Source organism: Polymorphobacter sp. PAMC 29334, from assembly GCF_019431245.1.
GTDB classification, from domain to species: Bacteria; Pseudomonadota; Alphaproteobacteria; order Sphingomonadales; family Sphingomonadaceae; genus Polymorphobacter_B; species Polymorphobacter_B megasporae.
Genome location: NZ_CP080243.1, coordinates 1,460,734 through 1,481,731, shown reverse-complemented (window position 1 = coordinate 1,481,731; position 20,998 = coordinate 1,460,734). Strand labels below are relative to the sequence as shown.

At 61.9% G+C, this 20,998-nt stretch carries 18 protein-coding genes and 1 pseudogene; 11 read left to right on the top strand and 8 right to left on the bottom strand.

All coding sequences use genetic code 11. The features are described from left to right. Positions 1–2: 2 nt before the first annotated feature. The 7 genes and pseudogenes from KZX46_RS10910 to KZX46_RS10880 all read left to right on the top strand — a co-directional run bounded on the left by KZX46_RS10910 (position 3) and on the right by KZX46_RS10880 (position 6,395). A complete protein-coding gene (locus KZX46_RS10910; RefSeq protein WP_219776593.1) occupies positions 3–911 on the top strand; it encodes a pirin family protein in 909 nt (302 codons plus the stop codon). A 127-nt stretch (positions 912–1,038) separates the two neighbouring features. Continuing rightward, the gene (locus KZX46_RS10905) at positions 1,039–1,785 is read left to right on the top strand and encodes an SDR family NAD(P)-dependent oxidoreductase (protein ID WP_219776592.1); all 747 of its coding nucleotides are present in this window, start codon (positions 1,039–1,041) and stop codon (positions 1,783–1,785) included. Between the two features lie 369 nt (positions 1,786–2,154). Continuing rightward, on the top strand, positions 2,155–2,805 hold the full coding sequence (locus KZX46_RS10900) for an NADPH-dependent F420 reductase (RefSeq protein WP_219776591.1): 651 nt from the start codon (positions 2,155–2,157) through the stop codon (positions 2,803–2,805). 168 nt (positions 2,806–2,973) lie between these two features. Then, positions 2,974–3,861: an aldo/keto reductase family oxidoreductase gene (locus KZX46_RS10895; RefSeq protein ID WP_219776590.1), complete on the top strand. Its 888-nt coding sequence runs from the start codon at positions 2,974–2,976 to the stop codon at positions 3,859–3,861. A gap of 509 nt (positions 3,862–4,370) precedes the next feature. Next, positions 4,371–4,439: pseudogene (locus KZX46_RS23500) on the top strand (hypothetical protein); the annotation flags it as partial. 158 nt (positions 4,440–4,597) lie between these two features. Continuing rightward, positions 4,598–6,058, top strand: coding sequence for a hypothetical protein (locus KZX46_RS10885; RefSeq protein ID WP_219776589.1), 1,461 nt, complete (start codon positions 4,598–4,600; stop codon positions 6,056–6,058). Further along, the gene (locus tag KZX46_RS10880) at positions 6,042–6,395 is read left to right on the top strand and encodes a hypothetical protein (protein WP_219776588.1); all 354 of its coding nucleotides are present in this window, start codon (positions 6,042–6,044) and stop codon (positions 6,393–6,395) included. The genes KZX46_RS10885 and KZX46_RS10880 overlap by 17 nt, the downstream gene beginning before the upstream one ends. A gap of 127 nt (positions 6,396–6,522) precedes the next feature. Here KZX46_RS10880 and KZX46_RS10875 read toward each other — a convergent pair whose 3' ends face one another. From KZX46_RS10875 to KZX46_RS10850, 6 genes are all read right to left on the bottom strand, one after another. Then, positions 6,523–6,705, bottom strand: coding sequence for a hypothetical protein (locus KZX46_RS10875; protein WP_219776587.1), 183 nt, complete (start codon positions 6,703–6,705; stop codon positions 6,523–6,525). A 312-nt stretch (positions 6,706–7,017) separates the two neighbouring features. After that, on the bottom strand, positions 7,018–7,479 hold the full coding sequence (locus KZX46_RS10870; protein ID WP_219776586.1) for a thioesterase family protein: 462 nt from the start codon (positions 7,477–7,479) through the stop codon (positions 7,018–7,020). A 141-nt stretch (positions 7,480–7,620) separates the two neighbouring features. Beyond that, positions 7,621–7,881, bottom strand: coding sequence for a hypothetical protein (locus KZX46_RS10865; protein ID WP_219776585.1), 261 nt, complete (start codon positions 7,879–7,881; stop codon positions 7,621–7,623). Then, positions 7,881–8,507 (bottom strand): VOC family protein, encoded by a 627-nt coding sequence (locus KZX46_RS10860; RefSeq protein ID WP_219776584.1) that lies wholly within the window; start codon positions 8,505–8,507, stop codon positions 7,881–7,883. Before KZX46_RS10860 ends, KZX46_RS10865 begins: the two co-directional genes overlap by 1 nt. Before the next feature lie 26 nt (positions 8,508–8,533). Beyond that, complete coding sequence (locus KZX46_RS10855; RefSeq protein WP_219776583.1) at positions 8,534–9,778, bottom strand: hypothetical protein; 1,245 nt, start codon at positions 9,776–9,778, stop codon at positions 8,534–8,536. A gap of 2 nt (positions 9,779–9,780) precedes the next feature. Next, positions 9,781–10,584 (bottom strand): Asp/Glu racemase, encoded by an 804-nt coding sequence (locus KZX46_RS10850; protein WP_304610431.1) that lies wholly within the window; start codon positions 10,582–10,584, stop codon positions 9,781–9,783. A gap of 320 nt (positions 10,585–10,904) precedes the next feature. Between KZX46_RS10850 and KZX46_RS10845 the strand changes: the two genes are divergently transcribed. Continuing rightward, on the top strand, positions 10,905–12,401 hold the full coding sequence (locus tag KZX46_RS10845) for an aldehyde dehydrogenase family protein (RefSeq protein WP_219776582.1): 1,497 nt from the start codon (positions 10,905–10,907) through the stop codon (positions 12,399–12,401). Here KZX46_RS10845 and KZX46_RS10840 read toward each other — a convergent pair. Next, positions 12,398–13,195, bottom strand: a complete 798-nt coding sequence (locus tag KZX46_RS10840; protein WP_219776581.1) for a TetR/AcrR family transcriptional regulator — start codon at positions 13,193–13,195, stop codon at positions 12,398–12,400. The two genes, KZX46_RS10845 and KZX46_RS10840, sit on opposite strands and share 4 nt — an antisense overlap. A 163-nt stretch (positions 13,196–13,358) precedes the next feature. Between KZX46_RS10840 and KZX46_RS10835 the strand changes: the two genes are divergently transcribed. The 3 genes from KZX46_RS10835 to KZX46_RS10825 all read left to right on the top strand — a co-directional run bounded on the left by KZX46_RS10835 (position 13,359) and on the right by KZX46_RS10825 (position 19,617). Then, the gene (locus tag KZX46_RS10835) at positions 13,359–15,059 is read left to right on the top strand and encodes an AMP-binding protein (protein WP_219776580.1); all 1,701 of its coding nucleotides are present in this window, start codon (positions 13,359–13,361) and stop codon (positions 15,057–15,059) included. Between the two features lie 98 nt (positions 15,060–15,157). Next, positions 15,158–17,299 carry a hydantoinase/oxoprolinase family protein gene (locus tag KZX46_RS10830; protein ID WP_219776579.1) on the top strand — a complete coding sequence of 714 codons (2,142 nt, stop codon included), beginning with the start codon at positions 15,158–15,160 and terminating at the stop codon, positions 17,297–17,299. After that, positions 17,299–19,617, top strand: a complete 2,319-nt coding sequence (locus KZX46_RS10825; protein WP_219776578.1) for a hydantoinase B/oxoprolinase family protein — start codon at positions 17,299–17,301, stop codon at positions 19,615–19,617. Before KZX46_RS10830 ends, KZX46_RS10825 begins: the two co-directional genes overlap by 1 nt. 877 nt (positions 19,618–20,494) lie before the next feature. On the opposite strand, the gene KZX46_RS10820 is transcribed toward KZX46_RS10825, so the two are convergent. Then, positions 20,495–20,911 carry a hypothetical protein gene (locus tag KZX46_RS10820; RefSeq protein WP_219776577.1) on the bottom strand — a complete coding sequence of 139 codons (417 nt, stop codon included), beginning with the start codon at positions 20,909–20,911 and terminating at the stop codon, positions 20,495–20,497. Positions 20,912–20,998: the final 87 nt, after the last annotated feature.

Below are 20,998 nucleotides of genomic sequence, written 5' to 3'. Positions count from 1 at the left end.
CGATGATGGTGGTGATCGCATTAGAAGAGCACACGGCGAGCGCAGCGGCTACACCAGAGCGCCGGGTCTTGCACACAACGCGCGGAAATGGCCATGGCGGTATCGTACGGCTCATGAGCCCATCTGATCTCGGCGAGCGACTGAAGCCGTTCGTCTTTCTCGACCTTTTCGAGGCCGCCGGTGACGCGATTGGCGCCATGCCGGTCCATCCGCACTCCGGGATCGCCACCATCACAGTTCTGACGGAAGGCGACGTGCGTTTCGATGATCCCGACGCCGGGAGGGGAACCATTGCTTATGGTGGGTTTGAATGGATGCGCGCCGGCGGCGGCGTCTGGCATGGCCAGGAGATGTCACGCGGCACCACGAGCCGAATTCGCGGATTCCAGTTGTGGATCGCACTCCCGCCCGAGCTCGAGAACGGTTCAGTCGAAAGTTTTTTTGTGGAGGCGCAACGCGTCCCGCAGATTGGGCCAGCGCGGGTTATCCTAGGCGAATATGAGCACGTCAGAAGCCCCGTCGCTGCACCAGACGGCATCAACTACCTGCTCGTCACGCTCAAGGCAGGTGAACGTTGGACCTATAGCCCGCCGAGAGGACATAGCGTTGCGTTCGTCGCCGTTGCCGCTGGCACGATCGATGTCGGCTCACCGTTGCGCGCAGGTGATATGGCCGTCTTTGATAAAGAAGGTGTGATGACATTTCGCGCCAGCACTTCTGAAGCCGCAACCTTTGTCGTCGGCTCCGCCATCGCACATCCACATGATCTGGTGCTTGGCCGCTATTCAGTACATTCCAGCGCAGAGGCGCTCATTTTAGGTGAGCAAAAGATCGAGGCGCTGCGCGCGATGCGACCGCAAATCGTGGCCGCCCAGCGCGAGCAATTCGTTCCAATCTTCAAGGGTCGGTAGATCGTGTGCGCCCTCGGCCATTAAGGCGGCCAAATCGGGCGCTCACATTTCAGCGTTGTCCCAGTATGAGGTACGACGCCCTAGGGGCGGCCCACAGCAGCTAGCCAATAATAATGAAGGAACTAGGATGATGGGTTCGCAATTAACGCACGAGGGTCGAGTTGCCATCATTACCGGCGCTGCGCGCGGTATTGGTCAAGCTATCGCCATAAAACTGGCGGCCCATGGTGCTAAGATCGTATTAGTCGATATGGATAAAGCGGATGACACCGCTCGCATGCTGCCTGCAGAGAGCCTGATTATCACCGCCGACGTTTCAAGTGCGGACGACTGGAAGCGCATCGACCAGATGACTATGCAGCGGTTCGGTAATACCGACATCGTAGTGAATAATGCAGGTATTGGCAACCAGATGCCCATCGACGAACTTGACTTCGCGAACTGGAAGAAGACCTTCTCCGTCAATTTAGATGCCCATTTTCTAAGTGCCAAGCAATTCGTCCCTCAAATGCGGGAGCATAAGTGGGGACGATTTGTAAATATATCTTCAAATTCAATTGGAATCGTTGTGCCAGGCATGAGTCATTACATGGCATCGAAGATGGGAGTCATCGGCTTTGTCCGCGGATTGGCTAACGATGTTGCGGACTCAGGTATCACTGTAAACGCTGTGCTTCCTTCTCTTACTAACACTCGCCTTGTTCAGGACATGCCCGAGGACGTCAAACGTGCGACCTGGCAAGGGCAGGCGATCAAACGATTTGCGGAACCGACGGATATCGCTGGTGCGGTAGGCTTTCTGACCAGCGACGACGCGTCTTTCATAACCGGCCAAGCTCTTCCCGTTGATGGCGGACAATACAAAGTCTCCTGAGAAGATCTTAGGTTTCAACTCCGATCCGATGTTGCTGCTTTTCAGACTAGCCTGTACCGCCATGGCGCGACGAAGAAATGCTCTAGTCCAGAGACCCATGTCTTGAGGATGAGCAGGTTCGAAGATGGTCCTGCGCGACAATGGTTGGGGTTATTATGCCATTGTCCGAAGCGTTGCCGTAACCTCGGACGGCGTCATCCACTTGCTTGTGAAACCCTAGCCAAGTGAGCATGCGACTATCACTCAACAGCAAGCCAAGCCGGCAATCCTCATTGTTGATGTTCGCGTCGTAGCCGTCGGGAGGACATATCGATACCGCGACGTCGCAACGTTGAAACCTGGACTTAATCAATTGAAGGAGTCTAAAACATGTCGATTGGTATCATCGGTTCCGGCACTCTCGGCTCGAACTTCGCACGCGCTCTCGCGAAGAAGGGGATATCGGCTACTATATCGAACAGTCGCGGTCCAGAATCGCTCTCGACATTTGTAGAGGAGATTGGCGCTTCCATTAAGGCCGGCACCGTTGAAGAAGCCGCGAGCGCGGATATTGTTTTGGTGGCTTTGCGTTGGGTCGATTTGAAAGGCGCATTGAGTGCTCTGCCGGCTTGGAACGGGCGCGTTGTCATTGATGGCACTAACGCGGTGGAATTCCTCGCTCCAGATTCGCCGGACGCGACGGACGCGCGCAATCCTCTTGCAGTGTACGGCATCAAGTCGGTCGATCTTGGGGAAAAGTATTCGAGCGAAGTATTCAGCCAATTCGTTCCCGGCGCACGAGTTGTAAAGGCGTTTAACCACAACCCGGGCGAGGCCCTGCTTGAACCAAAAGTGTCCGGCGGACAGAGAGTGTTGTTTTACTCCGGCGACGATGTCGCCGCAAAGGCGGAGGTGGGTGGGATCATCGAAGCTGCGGGGTTCTTCCCGGTTGATCTAGGATCGCTCGACGTGGGCGGGCCCCTGGCGTCACTACCCTTTGGGGCGCTGTCGACTCATAGCTTCGTCAAGATTAACGAGTGAAGGCGAGGCCGTCGGCAAACGAACTTCGCAGGTAGGGCATTTATATGCAATATTATCATAAGATAGCTCGAGTCTGGGCGAGTCTTGACGACTAACTGCCCGCAGCTTCAATTGGTCGATAACGGAAATCTCTAAAAAACATTTGTACTCGAATTAGGAACACGTGATATGCAAAGTATAGATAAAGTGGGCACCTTCCAGCTTGGCGACCGCAGCGTGAAGCGGATTGGCTTTGGCGCGATGCAGCTCGCCGGCCCTGGCGCGTTTGGGCCACCGCGGGACCGCGACGCGGCATTGGCTGTACTGCGCGAGGCGGTTGCGAATGGGGTGGATCACATCGACACAAGCGACTTCTACGGCCCGCACGTAACCAACCAGATTATCCGCGAGGCGCTTCACCCCTACCGCGACGGTCTGACGATCGTGACTAAGGTCGGTGTATTGCGTGGCAACGATGGATCTTGGAACCCGGCGCAGGATGCGGCGGCGCTCACAGTCGCGGTGCACGAAAACCTCCGAAACCTCGGTCTCGATGTGCTCGACGTCGTCAACATGCGTCTGTTGGGAGGCGGTGCCGATCATGGACCTGCGGAGGGTCCAGTCGAGCCGCAGCTCGCTGCGCTCGCCAGGCTTAGAGAGCAAGGGTTGATCCGACATATCGGGCTGAGCAACGCGACGCTCGGGCAGTTGAAGCAGGCGCGTGCCGTCGTCGACCTCGTTTGCGTGCAGAATCACTACAATCTCGCGCACCGCGACGACGACGTGATGATTGATGCGCTCGCAGCGGACGGGATCGCCTACGTCCCGTTCTTTCCGCTCGGCGGCTTCAACCCGATCCAATCGAAGGCGCTGACTGACACGTCCGCACGTCTGGGAGCCACGCCCATGCAGGTAGCACTCGCATGGCTGCTACGACGCTCGCCCAACATTCTGCTGATCCCTGGCACGTCCTCAATCGCCCATCTGCGCGAAAACCTCGCTGCTGCGTCGCTGAATCTCCCCGACGAGGCTATGGCGGCGCTCGATGGCACCGGGCCAACTCAGGCGGAAGGTTGAGGACGGCGCTGCACTCGTGGCAGGTAAGCTCGTCTGCCCCGCACCGTCCCCGCGTGCCCAGCGACAACAAAGATGAGCGCTTCAGCGACAACTAGGATGAGCGGTTGGTGGGGTCTCGGGAGGGCGTAGCCCGAGCGCGACCCCACCAACCGCTTCGGCTTCACCTGCGGGCTCTGCGCGGCATGTTCGGCTCTTCGATGTGGAGAGGCGGGCGATGCCGGGCAGACATGTCAATGACCAGCAAGTGAGGCTTGGAAATCGGCCTCGAAGCGTGACCCCGGTTATGAAGCGTAAGTATCTGTAATTGAAACACAGCGTGCAATTTGGGTGGGTTCACGATCGGCGCCGATTGTGACCCAACCCTTCTCGCGGTTTCGCCATGAATGTGAGAGGCTTGCACCCTCAACGACCCGGGGGTACGCTTCGACGCCGATCCACAACCGTAATGACGCCCGCTAGCGAAGCACCTCGGCTTCGCCTGGCGCAACAGCGACCCGTCAGGGGCTGCATCCATCGAGTGGTACCACCGATGGGTCAACAGGCGCGACCCCGCGACGCGGCAGCGCATTCTAGACTAGAACGAGGATGACTGTCGGGCGACGGCCGTCGTCCTGGATGGGATACGGGCTCTGCCACTGCGTGCCTTGCCGCAAGTCTGAGGCGCCCGAAGCGGAAATGCATACCGAGATCGTCGGCACGATCCTATGACCCATTCTCCAGTTCGGAGCGCGGCGACATGAGCGACCATATCGGCATCAGCGGTCCGGCAAGATCGCAGGTCGAACGGCGCGTGCGCGCGGCGTTACGCGGCGGTGTGCCGACGTTCGACGATTGCATGGTCGAACGCACGACGGACATTCTTATGATCGACCTCCGGTGCGCTGGCGGAGGTGACGCCTTGCTTCAGACGGCGCTCGACGCCGAAGACCGGACGATCGCGGCGCTGGCATACGTCGCGACTGCCGAACAGGCAGAGCGCGGCGGCGAGTCTAGACTGCCCAACGGCACGAAGTTCCAACTCGCCCTGGGGGGTATGTTCTTCATCGGCGGCGAAAGATGGGTTCCGGACGAAATCCGTGGCGGCCTGCAGCCGTGGGAGACGGCTTCCCGCGCCGTCGGGGGTGCCAACTTCTTTCGACTGCTCGAACTGATCGACGAGCGGGTAAGAGGAGAGCCGTGGAGCGTACTTGGCCGCCCCAAGCCGACTACGTTCGAGCGGTATGGCATCAACCACGGGCTCAGGTTCGCCCCCTTCGCCTTGGCTGGCGGCATGTGGCTTCAACTGGCCCTCGACCATGAGCGTTTCGCGATCTTCTCGGCAGCGACCGAGGCAGATCTCCATCGCGTCGCCGAAACGACCGCCGAGGCCATGCGGGGAATGTGGAACGATCGCGGGCACATGGCTCATTGGGCGAAGGGCCTTCGACGACACGCAGCAGCCGTCAGTGCACGTTGCGGGATGGAATTCGTCGGCATCGGGATCGACAGGGCGCGTTTTCCCGATGCAGACGGAGACTACGATTTCGTCCTCGAGTTCATCGGAATGGGAGACGACCTGCGGTGGGGTCGCGTCTTCCAGACGATGTGGAACACTGAGCTATCCGAGGACGACGATCCGAGCTTCCCTGCCACGCAGGACACCCGGCTAAGCGCATTGCGCGGCACGCTCGAGGCGCTCGGAGCGCACGGACGCATCGATGACGTCGCCGCTTCGCTCATCAAAGCCGCCAGCGAAGGCGAAGCCGAGCTGCTGCGGAGACTGTCGGTCGATCGCGAGGTCTGCTTCGCGCTTCCAGGAGAACGCTCGCCCGTCTGGGGAAAGCTCATTTGGCGCAACGGGACGATCTGCGGCGAATTTCATCAGGCTGATCGGATCGTCTACAGCTCGCTGTGCTTCCGGCCTGGCACGATCGACCCCAACTGCGGCAGCCTCAGCATGCCGATCCTCGATTATCCGGAGACCGTCGCAGCCGGATTTCTGGAGAAACCCGTTCAGGGCATTTTGCGAACTTCTTTCCCGTTCCCAGGTACGGTTAGAAGGGTCGAACGGAGGATCGACCGCCTCGAACTCGCCATCACGGTTGGGTCGCGCCTCATCAACCTCGAGACGGGCGCGATCTGGCACGATGACGTCCGCTGCTCCGCTGATCCGGCCGCGACCCCGCCCACCTCTCCCGTGCATGGCGAAGGTCGGTGAAGCAGAGCGCGTACTGGACGCCACCGATCGCGCTCGCAAAGGCCGCCTGATGGCCGCCCGATCGATAGTGTTCACAGCAAAGTTCGCAGCAAGCAGCTATGGCGTCGATATCGAGATTATCGAGGAGCTTGCCGAGCAGATGGAACCCGAAGATGGCCGCCTCAGCGTCATCGACAGCTTCGACGAACCGCCGAGTCCGTCACCGCGTTCACGTCTCGAGGCCTCGACTCCCTCGGCGATCTCCTCAACGACCCCGCATCGAGTTCATGAAAGGCACCTGACGCCGTCGCGGCCCTCAGCAGATGGATACCCCAATGAAGGTCGACGCACTAAATGAACCTTCCGATGCTGCGCAATCAGTCGGGCAGCGCAGCGCGAACCCGTCAACTTCTGGAGTGAGTTTCGATCCGGCTGAAAGCGCTCGTTCATCCAGCGCCAGTGCCGTGCCGGCCCGACGCGTAATCCTAATTGGATCGGCCTGCCGTTCCGGGAATAAGGATCTTTCGGACTTCGCCATGGCCCACGGTCTTCGCAAAGCGGCGATAGTCCTGGAACTCGCGCTGCCAGCGTCCGGCCTCGATCGCCGGAGCGACTCCCGCCTGAGCGGCGAGTGCAGCGACCTCTGCCGTGCCAAAGTCGGCGTGCACGGATTTCCAAACGGCGTCGGGTATGAGCGCTTCCTGTGCAAAGCTATCGGCCTCAGCTTCGACCGCGTCCGCGGGCGGGGACAAGGGTGCTCAAAAAGGCGAGCAGCGACCTTAAATCGTTGTCCGAAACTGAGTACGCTGTCGGCAAGCTATGGCAAGCCCAGCTTCGGAGAATTCAAAGGGAGGCTTTCATGCAAGAGCCGGTGCCAACAATTACGGTTCGTACCAAAAACATCGGCGATGAGGCCGGTCCTGAAGATGCCTAAATGTACGTCGATCCGTTCCGATATCCTCACCGATTCACATCGAAAGTCATCCTGACGAGGCCGACGTTTGATATGACTCCAGCTTTTCGCGAAAGGCAGCAGGCATAGGCTGGCTCGTCTTGGTCAAGTCGTTTACGAAAATCGGAGAAATGCGGCCGGTGAACGCCAACTCGCCGCCATCCAGTCGCGCCAAAGCTCTAAGGTCGAAACTTCGGGTCCGGATGCCCTCAACTTCAAGAGTGATCTCGAACCAATCATCGGGACGGAGCATTTTGTGGAATTCAAGCGAGACCGCCTTCATCGGCGTGCCCAGCCCATGAGAGTCTAGCGTCTCGCCGTCGTTCATCACCCGTCGCAGGAACCAGCTGTAGGCTGAAAACATGTAGTCGAAGAATCGTCCGCTGTAGACGACCCGCGCCGGGTCGCACTCGCTCCAAAGCACCCGACGGCGCATGATGATCGGTCGTACCGACAGCAGCGCCTCGACATATTCCGGTGGTTCGCTCATCGGTCACTCCAAGTGCGGGCAGCCCGGCCCTCAATACCCAGGTCGCTCCCGCCTTCCCTACCAGAATACGGCGACCACGAGCTCGCCAGATATTGTGGGCACCGTGCAGCCCCTTGGGACTCGCCGCAACGATCGCGATCCTCACCCCCCGGCACTGCCCTCGACGATCCGCAGGATATCGCGGCCGTATTCGGCGATGGTGCCCTGGACGCCACCGCTGCAGCAGCTGTACCAGACTGCGGGCTTGAAACCGACGCGGCGCCGGTCGAAGACGAGTTCGCGATTGCTGCTGATCGTCACGTAGCCGCGTCGGACTGCGCTCACCTCGACATCGGGATCAGACCGCGCGGCGTTAACGAGACCTGCGAATTCGGGCACGTCTAGGACGTGGATGCTTGGCATTACGCGGCGACTGCCAAGAAGTTGTCAACGAGCCGCGACTTGCGCTGCCAGACCTCGTCCATGACCTCGAGGCGGCGACCCTGCTCCGCCTCGAGTTGCAGCGCAGCCTCCAGGGTCAGGCTGGCGTCCTGCGCGTCCCAGGCGCTGATGTCACGGCGCTGCCACGCGATCTCGACGACGTAGCCATTTGGATCGGTTACGTAGATCGACTCGATGATCTCGTGCGCCGCCTGCATGACCTTGAAGCCCAGAGTTTCCAGGCGCTCCCGCCACGCCATAAGCTGCGCCTCAGTCTCCACGCGCCACGCCGTATGTACCGAATTATAGAGCCAGCTACCCGACTCGACTGAGTCGGTCGGCTTGTCCTCATTCAAATAGTAAAAGAACGCGATCGTGCTGCCCTCCCCCGCATCGAAGAAAAAATGCAGGAAGTCCGGGTGGGTTTCCGGACCCCAGCCACGGGCGGAGATGGCATGAACCAGTTTCAGCCCCATCACCTCGCGGTAGAAGGCGACAGTCTCCGCCAGTTTCCAGGTGGGACGCGCGGTGTGATGCACGCCATGGAGCCGGGGAGAGGGGCCCGGCGACGCGGTCCCAACGTCTGCGTATGTCATCTCGGTCAACATGTGCACCAACCTTCTGTGCTGAGGAGCTAAGCGGGGAATTTCTCGGCAAGCCACTCACCGATGGCGGCACCGGCTAGCGGCCTGGCACTCGGCTCGCCCGGCCTGATAGGACGGCCGTGATGATCCCCGGGGAAGCTGTGCCGCCGCTTGTCGGCGGTGCCGATCCAACCGAACAGCGCGTCGTTGTCCGCCGGAAAGGTCGATGCGTCGCCGCTATATTCGATCATCAGCGTGGGCTGCTCGATCAAGGGAGCGCAAGCCTCCATCGATGCATTCGAGGATAGGCCCGACCAGGTCGAAAGCCAACTGTCCGCGGTGCAGATCCGCGCGAAGCCGACGCTCCCTAAATTCGATGCAGCGGGGTTCGCGCCCCACAGCGAGCCGAGCACCCGATCCGACGGGTCGATCGATAGATCCCAGCAGCGCAAGTCCGCATCCGTGCGCCAGATCTCAAAGATGGGGGTGTGGGCGGCAATCCTGCGATCGGCGGTCGAGGGCTGCCCGGTCGCCCGCTTGCGCGCGGCTGCCCGCTCGGCAACAAGCTCGCGCGCCATCGCGTCAAGGCGTCGCACCCGTGCAACCTGCGCTTGGTGGTAGCGCGAGATGAACTCGGGTGGGTAAGCGGCACCTTTGCCGGAGAAGCCGTTGGCGGGACTAAAAGGGTCGAGCAACGGGTCGGTCGAGAGCGCCTTAGCCTCGTCGGCCACCGACGGGTCGATGCAGTTCATCAGCAAACGGCCCTGGCCCAGGTGCGCTGAAACGAAGACCATCCCATCGGCTGGGATCAAGTCGACCTCAGCCAGCCTGATGGGCTTTCCAGCAGGCGTGTGAGAAATCCGTTTATCAGGCGCCAGGAGAGCCTGCTGGTTGTAGAAGGCGAACAGCGGACCGCCGCCAGAATTGCCCACCTGCACTATGTGGCGATAGCCGGCCTGGCGCAGGAAGTTCATGGAGGCCGCCAGGTCTGCGATCGCCGTCTCGTGTTCGAGCCGAATATCGTTACCGACCGTTCGCGGCGCTGGCATTAGCACCGCCACTCCCAGACGCGCCAACTCGGCGGCGAGATAGTAAGCGACCAGATGCTCACGAGGATGAGCGATGACGGCCGCAATGCTCTCGCCCCCGCGCGCGTACAGATAGGCCGAAACGACCTGCCCGTCATGGAGGATAAGAGGGTGTACCGACAGTCTCACGCCCTCGGGCACTCGTTCGGGATCCCAATAGGCGCCGCGCAGGCCAGCCGTCTGCGTCTCGGGTGCCGCCGTTACCATCGTCAGGCGGCCGCATCTGCTGCGCGAGCGGGGCGGGAGGAATAGGCGCCACTGAGCAGCGCCCCGGCAGCGGGAACGGCAGTTGGCAGATCCAGTTCCTCCAGCATCCGGAACGTCGTCGCCACGGCCGAAGAAAGGACGGGAATGCCGACGCTTTTCTCGACGATGGCGATCGCCTCCAGCGACGGCATTTGCACACACGCCGACAGGACGAGCGCGTCGCAGTTCGCTAGATTGAGTCGCCGGTAAATGTCGATCAGCGCCAGCGGGTCCCGGGCGCCGACCGCGAGATTATCTTCTATCTCCAACGCCACGCGGTCTAGCACTTCCACGCCCTCGGCCTCGATATAGTCGACAACAACCTGCGTCAGCGGCTTCATATATGGAGCAATCAAAGCGATCTTCTTGGCGCCCAAGGCACGCAGCCCGTCCACCAGCGCTCCGGCGCTGGTCACCACAGGCGTAGGCGCGCCGTTCTCGACCGTTCGCCGATGAAGGCGCTGCTGGGACTCGCGATGGTAGCCGTGGCCCATGCTCATGATTGCGACGAGACAAGCATAGCCCACCACGTCGACCCGCGCATCGGACAGTTCGAGCGCACACCGGTCGGAGTCGCGGTCCATCGCGACCAGTTCGTCCTTCGTGACGCGCTTCATACGCATGCGGCTCGAATGGAAGGTGAATCGGGTTCCACCGCCGGCCTCCATGCGACGGAGCATCGCCGGAATCTCGGTCTCCATGGTCGTGTTGGAACTGGGCACGATCTGCCCAATGCGGAAGGTCCGTGCAGGCTGATCAATGCTCATCCGGAATTCCCATATTCGACTCAAGTGTCCGCTATCCGGCTTTTGGGTTTACAAGTCAACGTTGACGCTGATAATGCCTCTTCATTGCGGGTGCGTATCCGAGGGTGCACAATTGGACGTCGAGAGCGGCGAAGCGGCGGTTGAGCGAGACCTGGAACGCAAAGAGGCTCGCGGGATCAGCAAGCGTCGTCCGCACCGATCGATCACAAGGCTGATGAGCCACGCGACCACGGCGCGTATCTCAAGCCATCCATCTTTCTCGACATCTTCGCCGGCGACACCTGAGCCCTACCTGCCGCACGCTACGCAAAGGAACATCCATGAATTCGACGAACGCAAACAAGGTCAGCCGCCACTGGATCGACGGCGCGTGGCACGGAGGGGGCACGGTCAGGTCTTCTACTAGTCCATCGACCGGGCGCGCACTTGGTGACTTCTTCGACGGGGGCGGCGATGAAGCGCGCCAAGCGATACGTGCGGCGAGGGCTGCATTCGATCAGTCCGGCTGGTCGACGGACCGTTCGGTCAGATCGCGCGCCCTGTTTCTGCTAGCCGACCGCCTGGAGGAGGGAGCCGACGCGATAGCGCTCATGCTCTGCCGGGAAGGCGGCAAGCTCCATCAGCAGACGCAGTGGGAGGTGCGCGGGTCCGTCGAATGGCTGCGCTATGCCGGTGCCAGCGCGCTCCTGCAATCCGGAGGGCGGGCCTTGGAGACGGCGCCTGGCACCTTTTTCCGTTCAGTCCCCGAGCCGATAGGCGTGGTTGGGGTCATCTCTCCTTGGAACTCGCCGGTGATCCTGTCGATCCGCGCAATCGGCCCGGCGCTCGCGTCGGGCTGCACCGTCGTCCTCAAGCTGCCGCACCAGACCGGGCTGACCAACGGCCTTTTCGCCGAGGCGGTCGCCGCGGTCGACCTGCTGCCGCCGGGCGTCCTGAACATCTTTACCGAGAGCGGCAGCGCCGGCGCGTCCGAACTGGTGGACTCACTGAACGTCGATGGGATCAGCTTTACCGGCAGCACTCAAACCGGACGCCTGATCGCGTCAAAGGGCGCCCAGACGCTCAAGCGCATGAATCTCGAGTTGGGCGGCAAGACACCGTTGATCGTGTTCGACGATGCGGATTTGAGCGTCGCGGTGCAGCAGATCGTGATTGCGCTCGTCGCTATGAACGGCCAGTTCTGCTGCACGGGTTCGCGTGTACTTGTGCAACGCGGCATCGCCGACGCTCTCCGGACGGCGCTGGTCGAAGCCTACGCGCACGTCCGGCTGGGCGACAGCGAAGATCCCGAGGCGCAACTCGGTCCGCTGATCGACGCCGACAGCGTTCGCCGTGTCGACCAGAAGGTGTCGCAGGCAGGCACCGCCGCCCGCTTCCTTGTCCGCGGCGGGCCAGTCTTGGAGGGACCGCTGATGTCGGGGGCGTTCTATCGGCCGACCCTGGTCGAGGTGGACTCGATCGACTCGATCCTCGTCCGCGAAGAGCTGTTCGGGCCAGTACAGACCTTCGAGCTATTCGACGACGAGGCCGACGCGGTCGCTCGAGCCAACGCGACCGACTACGGGCTGGCCGCTTCCGTGTTCACCCGCGATGCGTCGCGCAGCCGCCGTGTCGGCAAGGCGATCAGGGCGGGTCACATCTGGACGAACTGCTGGGGCGTGCTGTCGGAGCATTTCGAACAGAGCGGGTTCAAGCAAAGCGGCGTCGGCCTGCTCTGCGGGCCGCGAGCCATTGAGGAGTTCCAAGAGATCAAGGTCTATGCTACCGTCGATCCGCCCCTGCTGCAGCCACGTGACGGCACATCGCCTGAGGACTAATCGGCGATCAGTTGAGAGAGATGGGCGACGTCCTCCTTCAGGATAGTGAGGACGTCGCTGATCCGATCGCTCCTCGAACGATGGGCGTCCGGGCGCAGGAGCGAGCGGACGCCCATCTCGGCTACCATGTCAGCAATGTCCGTCTGCGAGATCCGGCCGTCTGGCTTGAACCACCATGCGACCCAGTTGCGCATGCCGACCAGTGTCAGCGCGGCGACATGAGGATCGACCGGGCGGAACTTCCCGATCCCGATACCCTTGACGATAATACGGGTGAAATGTTCGAGGATAGCCTTCTTAGAAACGTTGTGGCTGGCACGGATGTCGTCCGGCATGTCCTCTTCCGAACGATCCAGCATCCGGAACAGTACGTGATTGTCTAGCACCCACTGGGTCGTCACCCTCATGACGTGGCGCAACGCGTCCTCGGGATCGCGGTCGACCTTGGTCGCCATCTCGTTCAATTGCCGCTCGGCGGAGACAGTGACCTCATCGATAAGGGCCTCGAGCAACTTCTCCTTGCTCGGAAAGTGATAGTACAGTCCCGGCCGGCTCATCCCCAACGCGTCAGCCAAGTCACGCAGGTTGGTCCCGGCGAACCCTCGCGCCGCGAAAAGTTCGGCCGCGGCGTCCAGCATGGCGCGGCGTACACGGGCGGTGTGCGGTCGCACAGAGCGCCCTTCCGACTCGGCAATTACCGTCACTGACGTCTCCGGCTTGACGGCTGGTACGGGCCTTGCGCTGGCCTTGCCCGCTCTCATCGCCCGCTTTTCCTCCGACGCCTTCGCCGCCACGCTGCCCACCTACCTTTGATAATCCAACCGTCTGCAGACCTTTACACCAACAAGCGGCCACGAACAGCCTGCACAGCTTGACCCGACACAAACGTCCGTTTATCGTCTCTGGCGTCAGGAGGCAGAATAAGCCTCGGATAGTTAAAATGGGAAGGACGAGGTCTTGGCAGGCGTTAAGTACCCGATGGCGGGGGTTAGCTACCTGCCGCAGTCTGCGATTGATCACTACGCCGCGGAGGGCGTACTGACCGATGAGACGCTGACGGACGTGTTCGAGGCCGCATGCCGGCGCTGGCCGACCCGTGTCGCCTTTTCTGAGCCCGGTGTCACGATGACGTACGCCAAGGCATCCGTCATGACTGACCGGATAGCTGCAGCGCTGCATCGACTTGGGTACAAGCCGCTCGATCGCGTGCTGTTCCAGGCGGCGAATTCCAAGGAACTCCTGCTTACCTTCATCGGCTGCCTCAAAGCTGGCGTGATCCCGATTTGCACGCTCGCCGCCCATCGTGGAAACGAGATTGGGCAGATCGGACGGCAGGCGGACGCCAAGGGCTACATCGTAGCGCCTTCGACGGGGGGCTTCGACCTGATCGAATTCGCGCGCAACATGCGGTCGGAGCTGCCTACACTGCAGCACATCCTGACAATCCGCGACGACGGCGTCGAGCACGAGGGCACGCACTCGTTGGACAAACTAGCGCTGGCAGAGGACCCCGACGAGGCGCGCGCAACCGTGGCCGAGATCCGCACCACCCTGGATCCGTATCAGGTTGCGATCTTCCAGCTTTCGGGTGGAACCAGCGGCACGCCCAAGATCATTCCGCGCTTTCACAACGAGTACGTCAACTCGGCACGCTGCATTGTCGAGTACTTCGGGTTCGACGAGACCCTAGTCAGCTTCACCCCAAACCCCATGCTACACAACATGCCAATGGCCTGCTTTTCCCTGCCGGCCCTGATCATCGGCGGCGAGGTCGCGATCGCGCCGCGTGGCGATCTTGAATCGATGCAGCACATCATCCAGGAACGTCGCCCCAACTGGTGTGCGATCGTACTTGTCCATATCATGCGCCTGATCGAGAACGGGGCGATCGACGAGCACACTTTCAAGGATGCCTACGGGCTGATCTGCATCGACAAGTCAGCCGAGCTCAGCCGGATGGTTAACGCGCCAGCCTACACGCTCTACGGTATGACCGAGGGACTGCTGTGCCACACGCGCCGGGAGGATCCGCCCGAGGCCATCACACGAACTGTCGGCCGGTCCGTGTCCCCCCAGGACGAGATCCGGCTTGTGGAGCCGGGCACGCAGAATGACGTCGGTCCGGGAGAAGTGGGAGAGCTGATCATCCGTGGCCCCAGCACAATCAGGGGCTACTACAACGCGCCGGAGCACAACGCCGGCGCGTTCACGGTCGACGGATACTATCGCAGCGGCGACCTAATGCGTTGGCACGTGATCGACGGGCAGCGCTACGTCTCGTTCGAGGGCAGGGTCAAGGATGTCGTCAGTCGCGGCGGTGAGAAGATCAATTGTTCAGAGGTCGAGCTGGCTATGTGCGAGCACCCAAAGGTAACTTCTGTGATGTGCGTCGGCATGCCGGACGTTGCCTACGGCGAGCGGATGTGCGCGTTCGTCATGCTTACGCGCGGAGCCGATACGTTGAGCGTCGGCGAAATTGCCAAGCATCTGGACGGGATGGGTTTCGCGAAGTTCAAGTTTCCTGAGCGGATCGAAATCGTCGAGGGCTTCCCGATCGCGTCGTCGGGCAAGCCTTCCAAGCCGATGCTCCGCGCGATCATCGCCGAGAAGCTGCAGCAGGAGGCAGCGTTGCGCGAGCCTGTGTCGAACGCGGCCTGACATCTTGGCGGGGCGGCCTGCCCCGGGCGTTGGGATTCAAATGTGGTGACCACGGAGCCGAAACGTCGGCCCGACCGCAGAATGGGTGAGGATCAGACATGGGACACGTCATCGGCATCGACGTCGGCGGGACATTCACCGATGCGGTGCTCATCCATTCCGACGGAAGCATGGCGTCGTCGAAAACACCTTCCACGCCGCCGGATTACGGCGAAGGTGCGAAAATCGCGATCGATTTGCTGGCGAAGCAGCTCGGCACTTCGACGCGGGACTTGCTGACTGAGACGAACTACGTCGCCCATGGCACAACCTCTTCGCTGAATGCGCTCGTGATGGGCAACGTGCCGGACGTCGGCTTCATTACGACTAAGGGCCATCGCGACTCGATCTACATCATGAACGTCGAGGGACGGTATCTCGGCCGCCCCCAGCACGAGCTGCAGGAGATCGTGCTGCAGGATAAGCCGCGTGCAATTGTGCCCCATCGGCTTGCGCGCGAGGTTACCGAACGCATCGACCGCACCGGCACTGTCATCGCGCCGCTCGACGAGGACGAGGCACGCACCGTTATCCGCGAGATCCTGACCCACGGCGTACGCGCTATCGCGATCTCGCTGCTATGGTCGTTCCGAAATCCTACGCACGAGCAGCGATTGCGCGAGCTGGTGGCCGAGCAGGACGCCGACGTCTTCGTGGCAATTTCGTCGGAGGTCAGCCCCCGTATCCGGGAGTTCGCACGCAACGCGACCACGATCATGAGTACGCAGATCGGGCCGGGCCTGGATCTATATCTGACTGAGTTGGAGGCGAGGCTCCGGCGGGAGGGGCTGCGCGGTTCCCTCCTCGTGATGCAGAGTTCCGGCGGTTCGGTGGCGGCGGGTGAGGCCGCGGCGACCGCCATCACCACCATCGGCGGCGTGCTGACCGGTGGCGTGGTCGGCTGCGTTCGCCTCGCCGAGCGTCTCGGGCACCGCAATATCATCGCAACCGACGTTGGGGGAACGACCTTCCTCGCCGGGATCATCGTCGACGGGGAGCCGGTGCGCGCCTCGCAGACGATAGTGAACCAATTCCCCGTCAACGTGCCGACGCTAAAGGTCGAAGCGATCGGCTCGGGCGGCGGCGCGATCGCGTGGATCGACAGCGGCCACAACCTGCGCGTCGGTCCCAAGTCCGCGCAGGCCGTGCCTGGACCCGCCTGTTACGGCGCTGGCGGAACGGAGCCGACCAACACAGACGCGAACCTCGTGCTGGGAATCCTGCCGGAGACCGGATTGCTCGGGGGTGAGCGACCGATCCGCATCGATCTTGCCCGCGAGGCGATCCGGATCCGCATCGCCGAACCGCTGGGCCTGACCATCGATCAGGCCGCGGCGGCGATTCACGCGGTTCAGAACGCGCAGACCGCCGACCTCCTGCGCAAGATCGTGGTGGAGAGCGGCCACGACCCGCGTGACTTCACCGTCTATGCATTCGGCGGCGCCGGTCCAGCGCATTGCGCCGCGTTCGCCAAGGAGGTGGGTGTCAGCGAGGTGGTGGTGCCCCTCGGTGCTGTCGCCTCCGCCTTTTCGGCGTTCGGGCTCGCGGTTTCTGACGTCGTACTGGTCCGCGAGCAATCGGATCCCATGGCCGTGCCGTTCGACCCAGCGCGCGTGCAGGCTGGCTTCGAAGCGCTCGAGGCGGCCGTGCGCGAAGCGATCGACCGTCAGGGGCTCTCGCTCGATCGGGTCGAATTGCACCGCGAGATCGACATGCGCTACGGCGTGCAGCTAAGCGAAGTCACGACGCCGGTTTCCGCTGGCCCGATCGACCAAGCCGCTGTCGAGCGCTGCGCCGCCGAGTTTGAACGCCGCTACGCCCAGCTTTATGGCCAGGGGTCGGGCTTCCGTGAGGCTGGCATCTTCGGCATCACGCTACGCGTGCGCGGCGTCGGCTTGCTCGACGTGACACCCACCTTCGTCGGGGTCGGCGTGGCGGCAAGCGAGGACGCGACCGAGGCGATCATCTCTAGGCGGCAGGTCTGTCTCGATTGGACTAAGGGCTTTCAAGACACCCCGATCTACAACTACCGACTTCTAAAGAGCGGGCATGTGCTCAAGGGTCCGGCGGTGATCGACGTCCCCACGACCTCGGTGGTTATTCGACAGGGCATGATCGGCCGGATCGACGAGCTCGGCAATCTACGTATCGAGACGAATGCCGCCGTCGTCGCGCTCCCCATCGCACGAAAGGCTGCTTGATGTTTCCCGGATCCGAGAAGTTCGTCAGCCGCCCTATTGATCCCGCCGTCCTGCGCGCAACGATCCCGAGCAAGCTCAAGCTGCACGAAGTAGACCAGCAGGCGATCGACGACCTTGACCCCCTCACGTATGAGGTCGTGCGCCACCGTCTCTGGTCGGTGACGGACGAGATGGGCGAGACGCTGAAACGCATGTCTGGATCGCCGATCGTCACGGACGCGAACGACTTCGACTTCACCCTCAACGACGAGATCGGCCAGGCGGTTCAGGTTGGCTTGTACAACACCATGCTGGTGGGCGCGATTGACTTGGCGCTGTCGTGGACGCTACTGCACCGCGCTGAGAATCCCGGGATCGAGGAAGGGGACATGTTCCTCTGCAACGATCCTTGGATCGGCGGCGGGCTGCATCAAAACGACGTTCTGATCTTCCAGCCTGTTTTTCACGAGGGACGCCTGTTCGGCTGGACCAACGCGATATGCCATCAACCCGATCTTGGCGGTTCTGCCATAGGCTCAGCCCCGATCGGCAACGTCGATGTCTTCGCCGAGGCGTTGCCGACGCCGCCGATCAAGATCGTCCGTAACGGCGAGATCCAGCAAGACGTCCTCGACGCCTGGGTGCGGCGGTCGCGCGTCCCGCTGATCGTCGGCCTCGATCTACGCGCCAAGGTCGGTGCGAACAACATCGGCCGCACCCGTCTGCTCGAGGTTGTCGAACAATACGGTGCGGACGTTGTGAAGGCGGTGATGAAGCGCATGCTCGGAGACGCGGAGAGCCGTCTGCGGCAGAAGCTGCGTGAGCTGCCGGAGGGGACCTGGTCGGCTACAGGCTATCAGGATCAGGCGTTTCTCGGTGACCGAGGCACTCATAAGACGGTCGTCACAATGACCAACCGCGACGGGCATCTGGTGTTCGACTTCACCGGCACCGATCCTCAGGTCGGCATCATCAACTGCACCTACGGCGGATGCCGCGGTGGGATCATGTTGGCGCTGCTGCCCATGCTAGCGGGCGACATACCCTGGTCCGCGGGCGGTTTGATGCGTTGCTTCGACATTGTCACACCGGAGGGGACGCTGAACAACGCTCGGTTCCCGGCGGCGGTGAACCGGGCTCCTTTGGGCAGCGCGTGGATGATCGGCAACCTCGTCGCCCAGTGCCTGTCGTTGATGCTCGACCGTAATTTCGAGATGCGCAAAAACTTGCAGGCGAGTTGCTGCGGCACGTTCAACGTCGCGCTCATCGCCGGAGTCGACGAACGCAACGATACGGCCGTCCCGTTTCTCAACGCTGTCATGGATTCGGTGGCGGGCGGTTATGGGGCGCGGGCGGATCGCGACGGGATCAGCACCGGCGGCAACTTCTGCATTCCGATGGGCCGCGTGCCCGACGTGGAGATTACCGAACTGCTCTACCCGCTGCTCGTGCTCTGGCGTCGTGAAGAAATCGATTCCGGAGGCCCCGGTCGACAGCGCGGCGGGGCCAGCAGCGGGGTTGCGATGACGCCCTATGGCACGTCGCTGCCAGCCAACATTCTCCTTTCGAGCTCCGGAAAGGCGACGGCCCAAAGCCCTGGCCTCGCCGGCGGCTATCCCGGCAACCTCGGCTACGATGTCGTCGTGCAGGGTGCCGACGTGCTGACCAGAATGGCCAACGGTCAAGTCCCGGGCACGTTGGCCGACCTGCAGGGAACGCAGCACGTGACGCAGTGCCACGAAGAGGGCACGCTGGCTCCAGGTGACGTTCTGTATCTGAACTGTCAGGGCGGCGGCGGCTACGGCGACCCCCTGCACCGCGATCCGGCGGCGGTGCTGCGCGACGTCGAGGCTGGAATCGTAAGCCTACGAGCGGCAGACGAGATCTACGGGGTTGTTCTTGCACACGGATCTGGAGTCGACAGGGAGGCAACCGATCTGCGGCGCGTGGCTCTTAGGGTTGAGCGACGGCGCGGCTCCTCCGCCAACGGATTGACCAACCATAAGGCGGACGTTGTGGGCGGCGTCCCGATCGACGACAACCTCACCGCTGTTACAGTCTTCGAGGAACATCGGATAGCCTGCCGTCATTGCGGTGAAATCATCTCCGACGGCGCGGGACGGCTCCACGTCTCGGAGCTCAGCGCGCAATCGACAGCCGCCGGTCCAAGCGTCAGGGTCGATCCCAACGTGTTCATCGACGCCCCCGTGCACTTCCTCCAATTCACGTGCCCCGACTGCTCGACGGCTTTGTACACCACGATTTGCCCAAAAGACGCGCGGCCGACCGTCAGCGGGTTTCAGGTCGCTCCCAGGCACGCCACAGCGCTTTGGGAGTGATGCAACCAGTCTGATCCCGCGTCGCCCCAAATTTGAAGAGGGCGAGGTCGTAAACAGGGTTTCGGGAAGTTGGCACGGGTCATTGGCGGTGCGGGCGGGATTGGAAGTCCGACGGGGGGACCACTCGCGCGTGAGGCGGCGGTAATTGCCGCCGACCTCGCCGCCGGGGGCAAGTTTGGCGAGGGCATCGGTTACGCTCGGCTCGAAGTGTCGAACGAACGCGCCTCATCTATCGCCGCCAACTGGCGGCGAGAGGGGGAAGGCAAGAAGCAAATCGCAAGACAAAGTTGGCGACGAACGCGTCATCGCACAGCAAGTTAGCCCGAGAATGGGCGCATTATGCGACAAACCGACAAACCGGGCCATATCGCCGGACAATCGATATGGTCGTGTCCCGAGTGGTGGTGTAGCTGGCTGGTAGCGTAGCCGACCAGGCGCGCGCTCATCACAAGCGCTGTAGCGGCCGGTCAACTAGGGGTGATCATCGAATATCTTCGGATAAGGTTGGGTTGCGACACGCCGCCCGATCGCCTTCGACAATTTTGCCCATCAATGCTTCGAGGTCCTTCATCAAACGCGGGCCTCCTCTGGTTCAGGCCTGAGTCGAAAAGCAGTTGGCGCTGGTGATAGGGCGGCGGCTTTTGTGCGAGCAGTCTGCCACTGCTCTCGATATAGGCCAGCCAAGGTGCGATGAGCTTGGCGAGCAGCAGGGTGCTGCGCCACTTTGGCCGCATCGTACGACGCGATCATTCGCCGAAGCAGATATGTTGGATCGTTAATTGCCATCGACTCGCTCCCGCCCGGCATGAAACGTGATGTTGCCAGCGAAACGGCTTCGCAAAATTGATTGTGATTAATTTCGCCAATGCGTCGAAAATTAAACCAGTCGCGGAAAATGCGGATCGGTCGCTGGACGCTTAACTGCGCCATCGGTCTCGAAACTTGCGGTCATCCGCATGAGCAAGTCGAGCGACTGCTGCATGCGGCCGGTCGACTCCCCCGCCGCGGTCGCAACCTCGCGCTTTACCTCGGTCGCATTGGTCACGACGTTGACCGCCTCCGCAGTGGTCAGCACGGCCGTGTCTACCAGGGCGTGTAGAATGCTTTCCGCGAGCAACAGTGCTGCCTGACCGTGCGCGTCGGGCTCAACACCTCGCGCGACAGGACGCAAAAGTTCGTCGGTTTGACCGTCTGACATTCGAGTTACCTGAGCTTTCAGGCGGGAGCGCTCAGCCCTCTCCCTGCCGCCGGCGCCTGGGGCTGCGTGCCGACGATATTGCAGGGTGTAGAGCATAATCGTTCAGCGTCGCTGATTTGGATCAACCGATAGCGTACAAAAGAGCGTATGTGAGGCGGGACAGGGCCGGCACGCCCGGGGAAA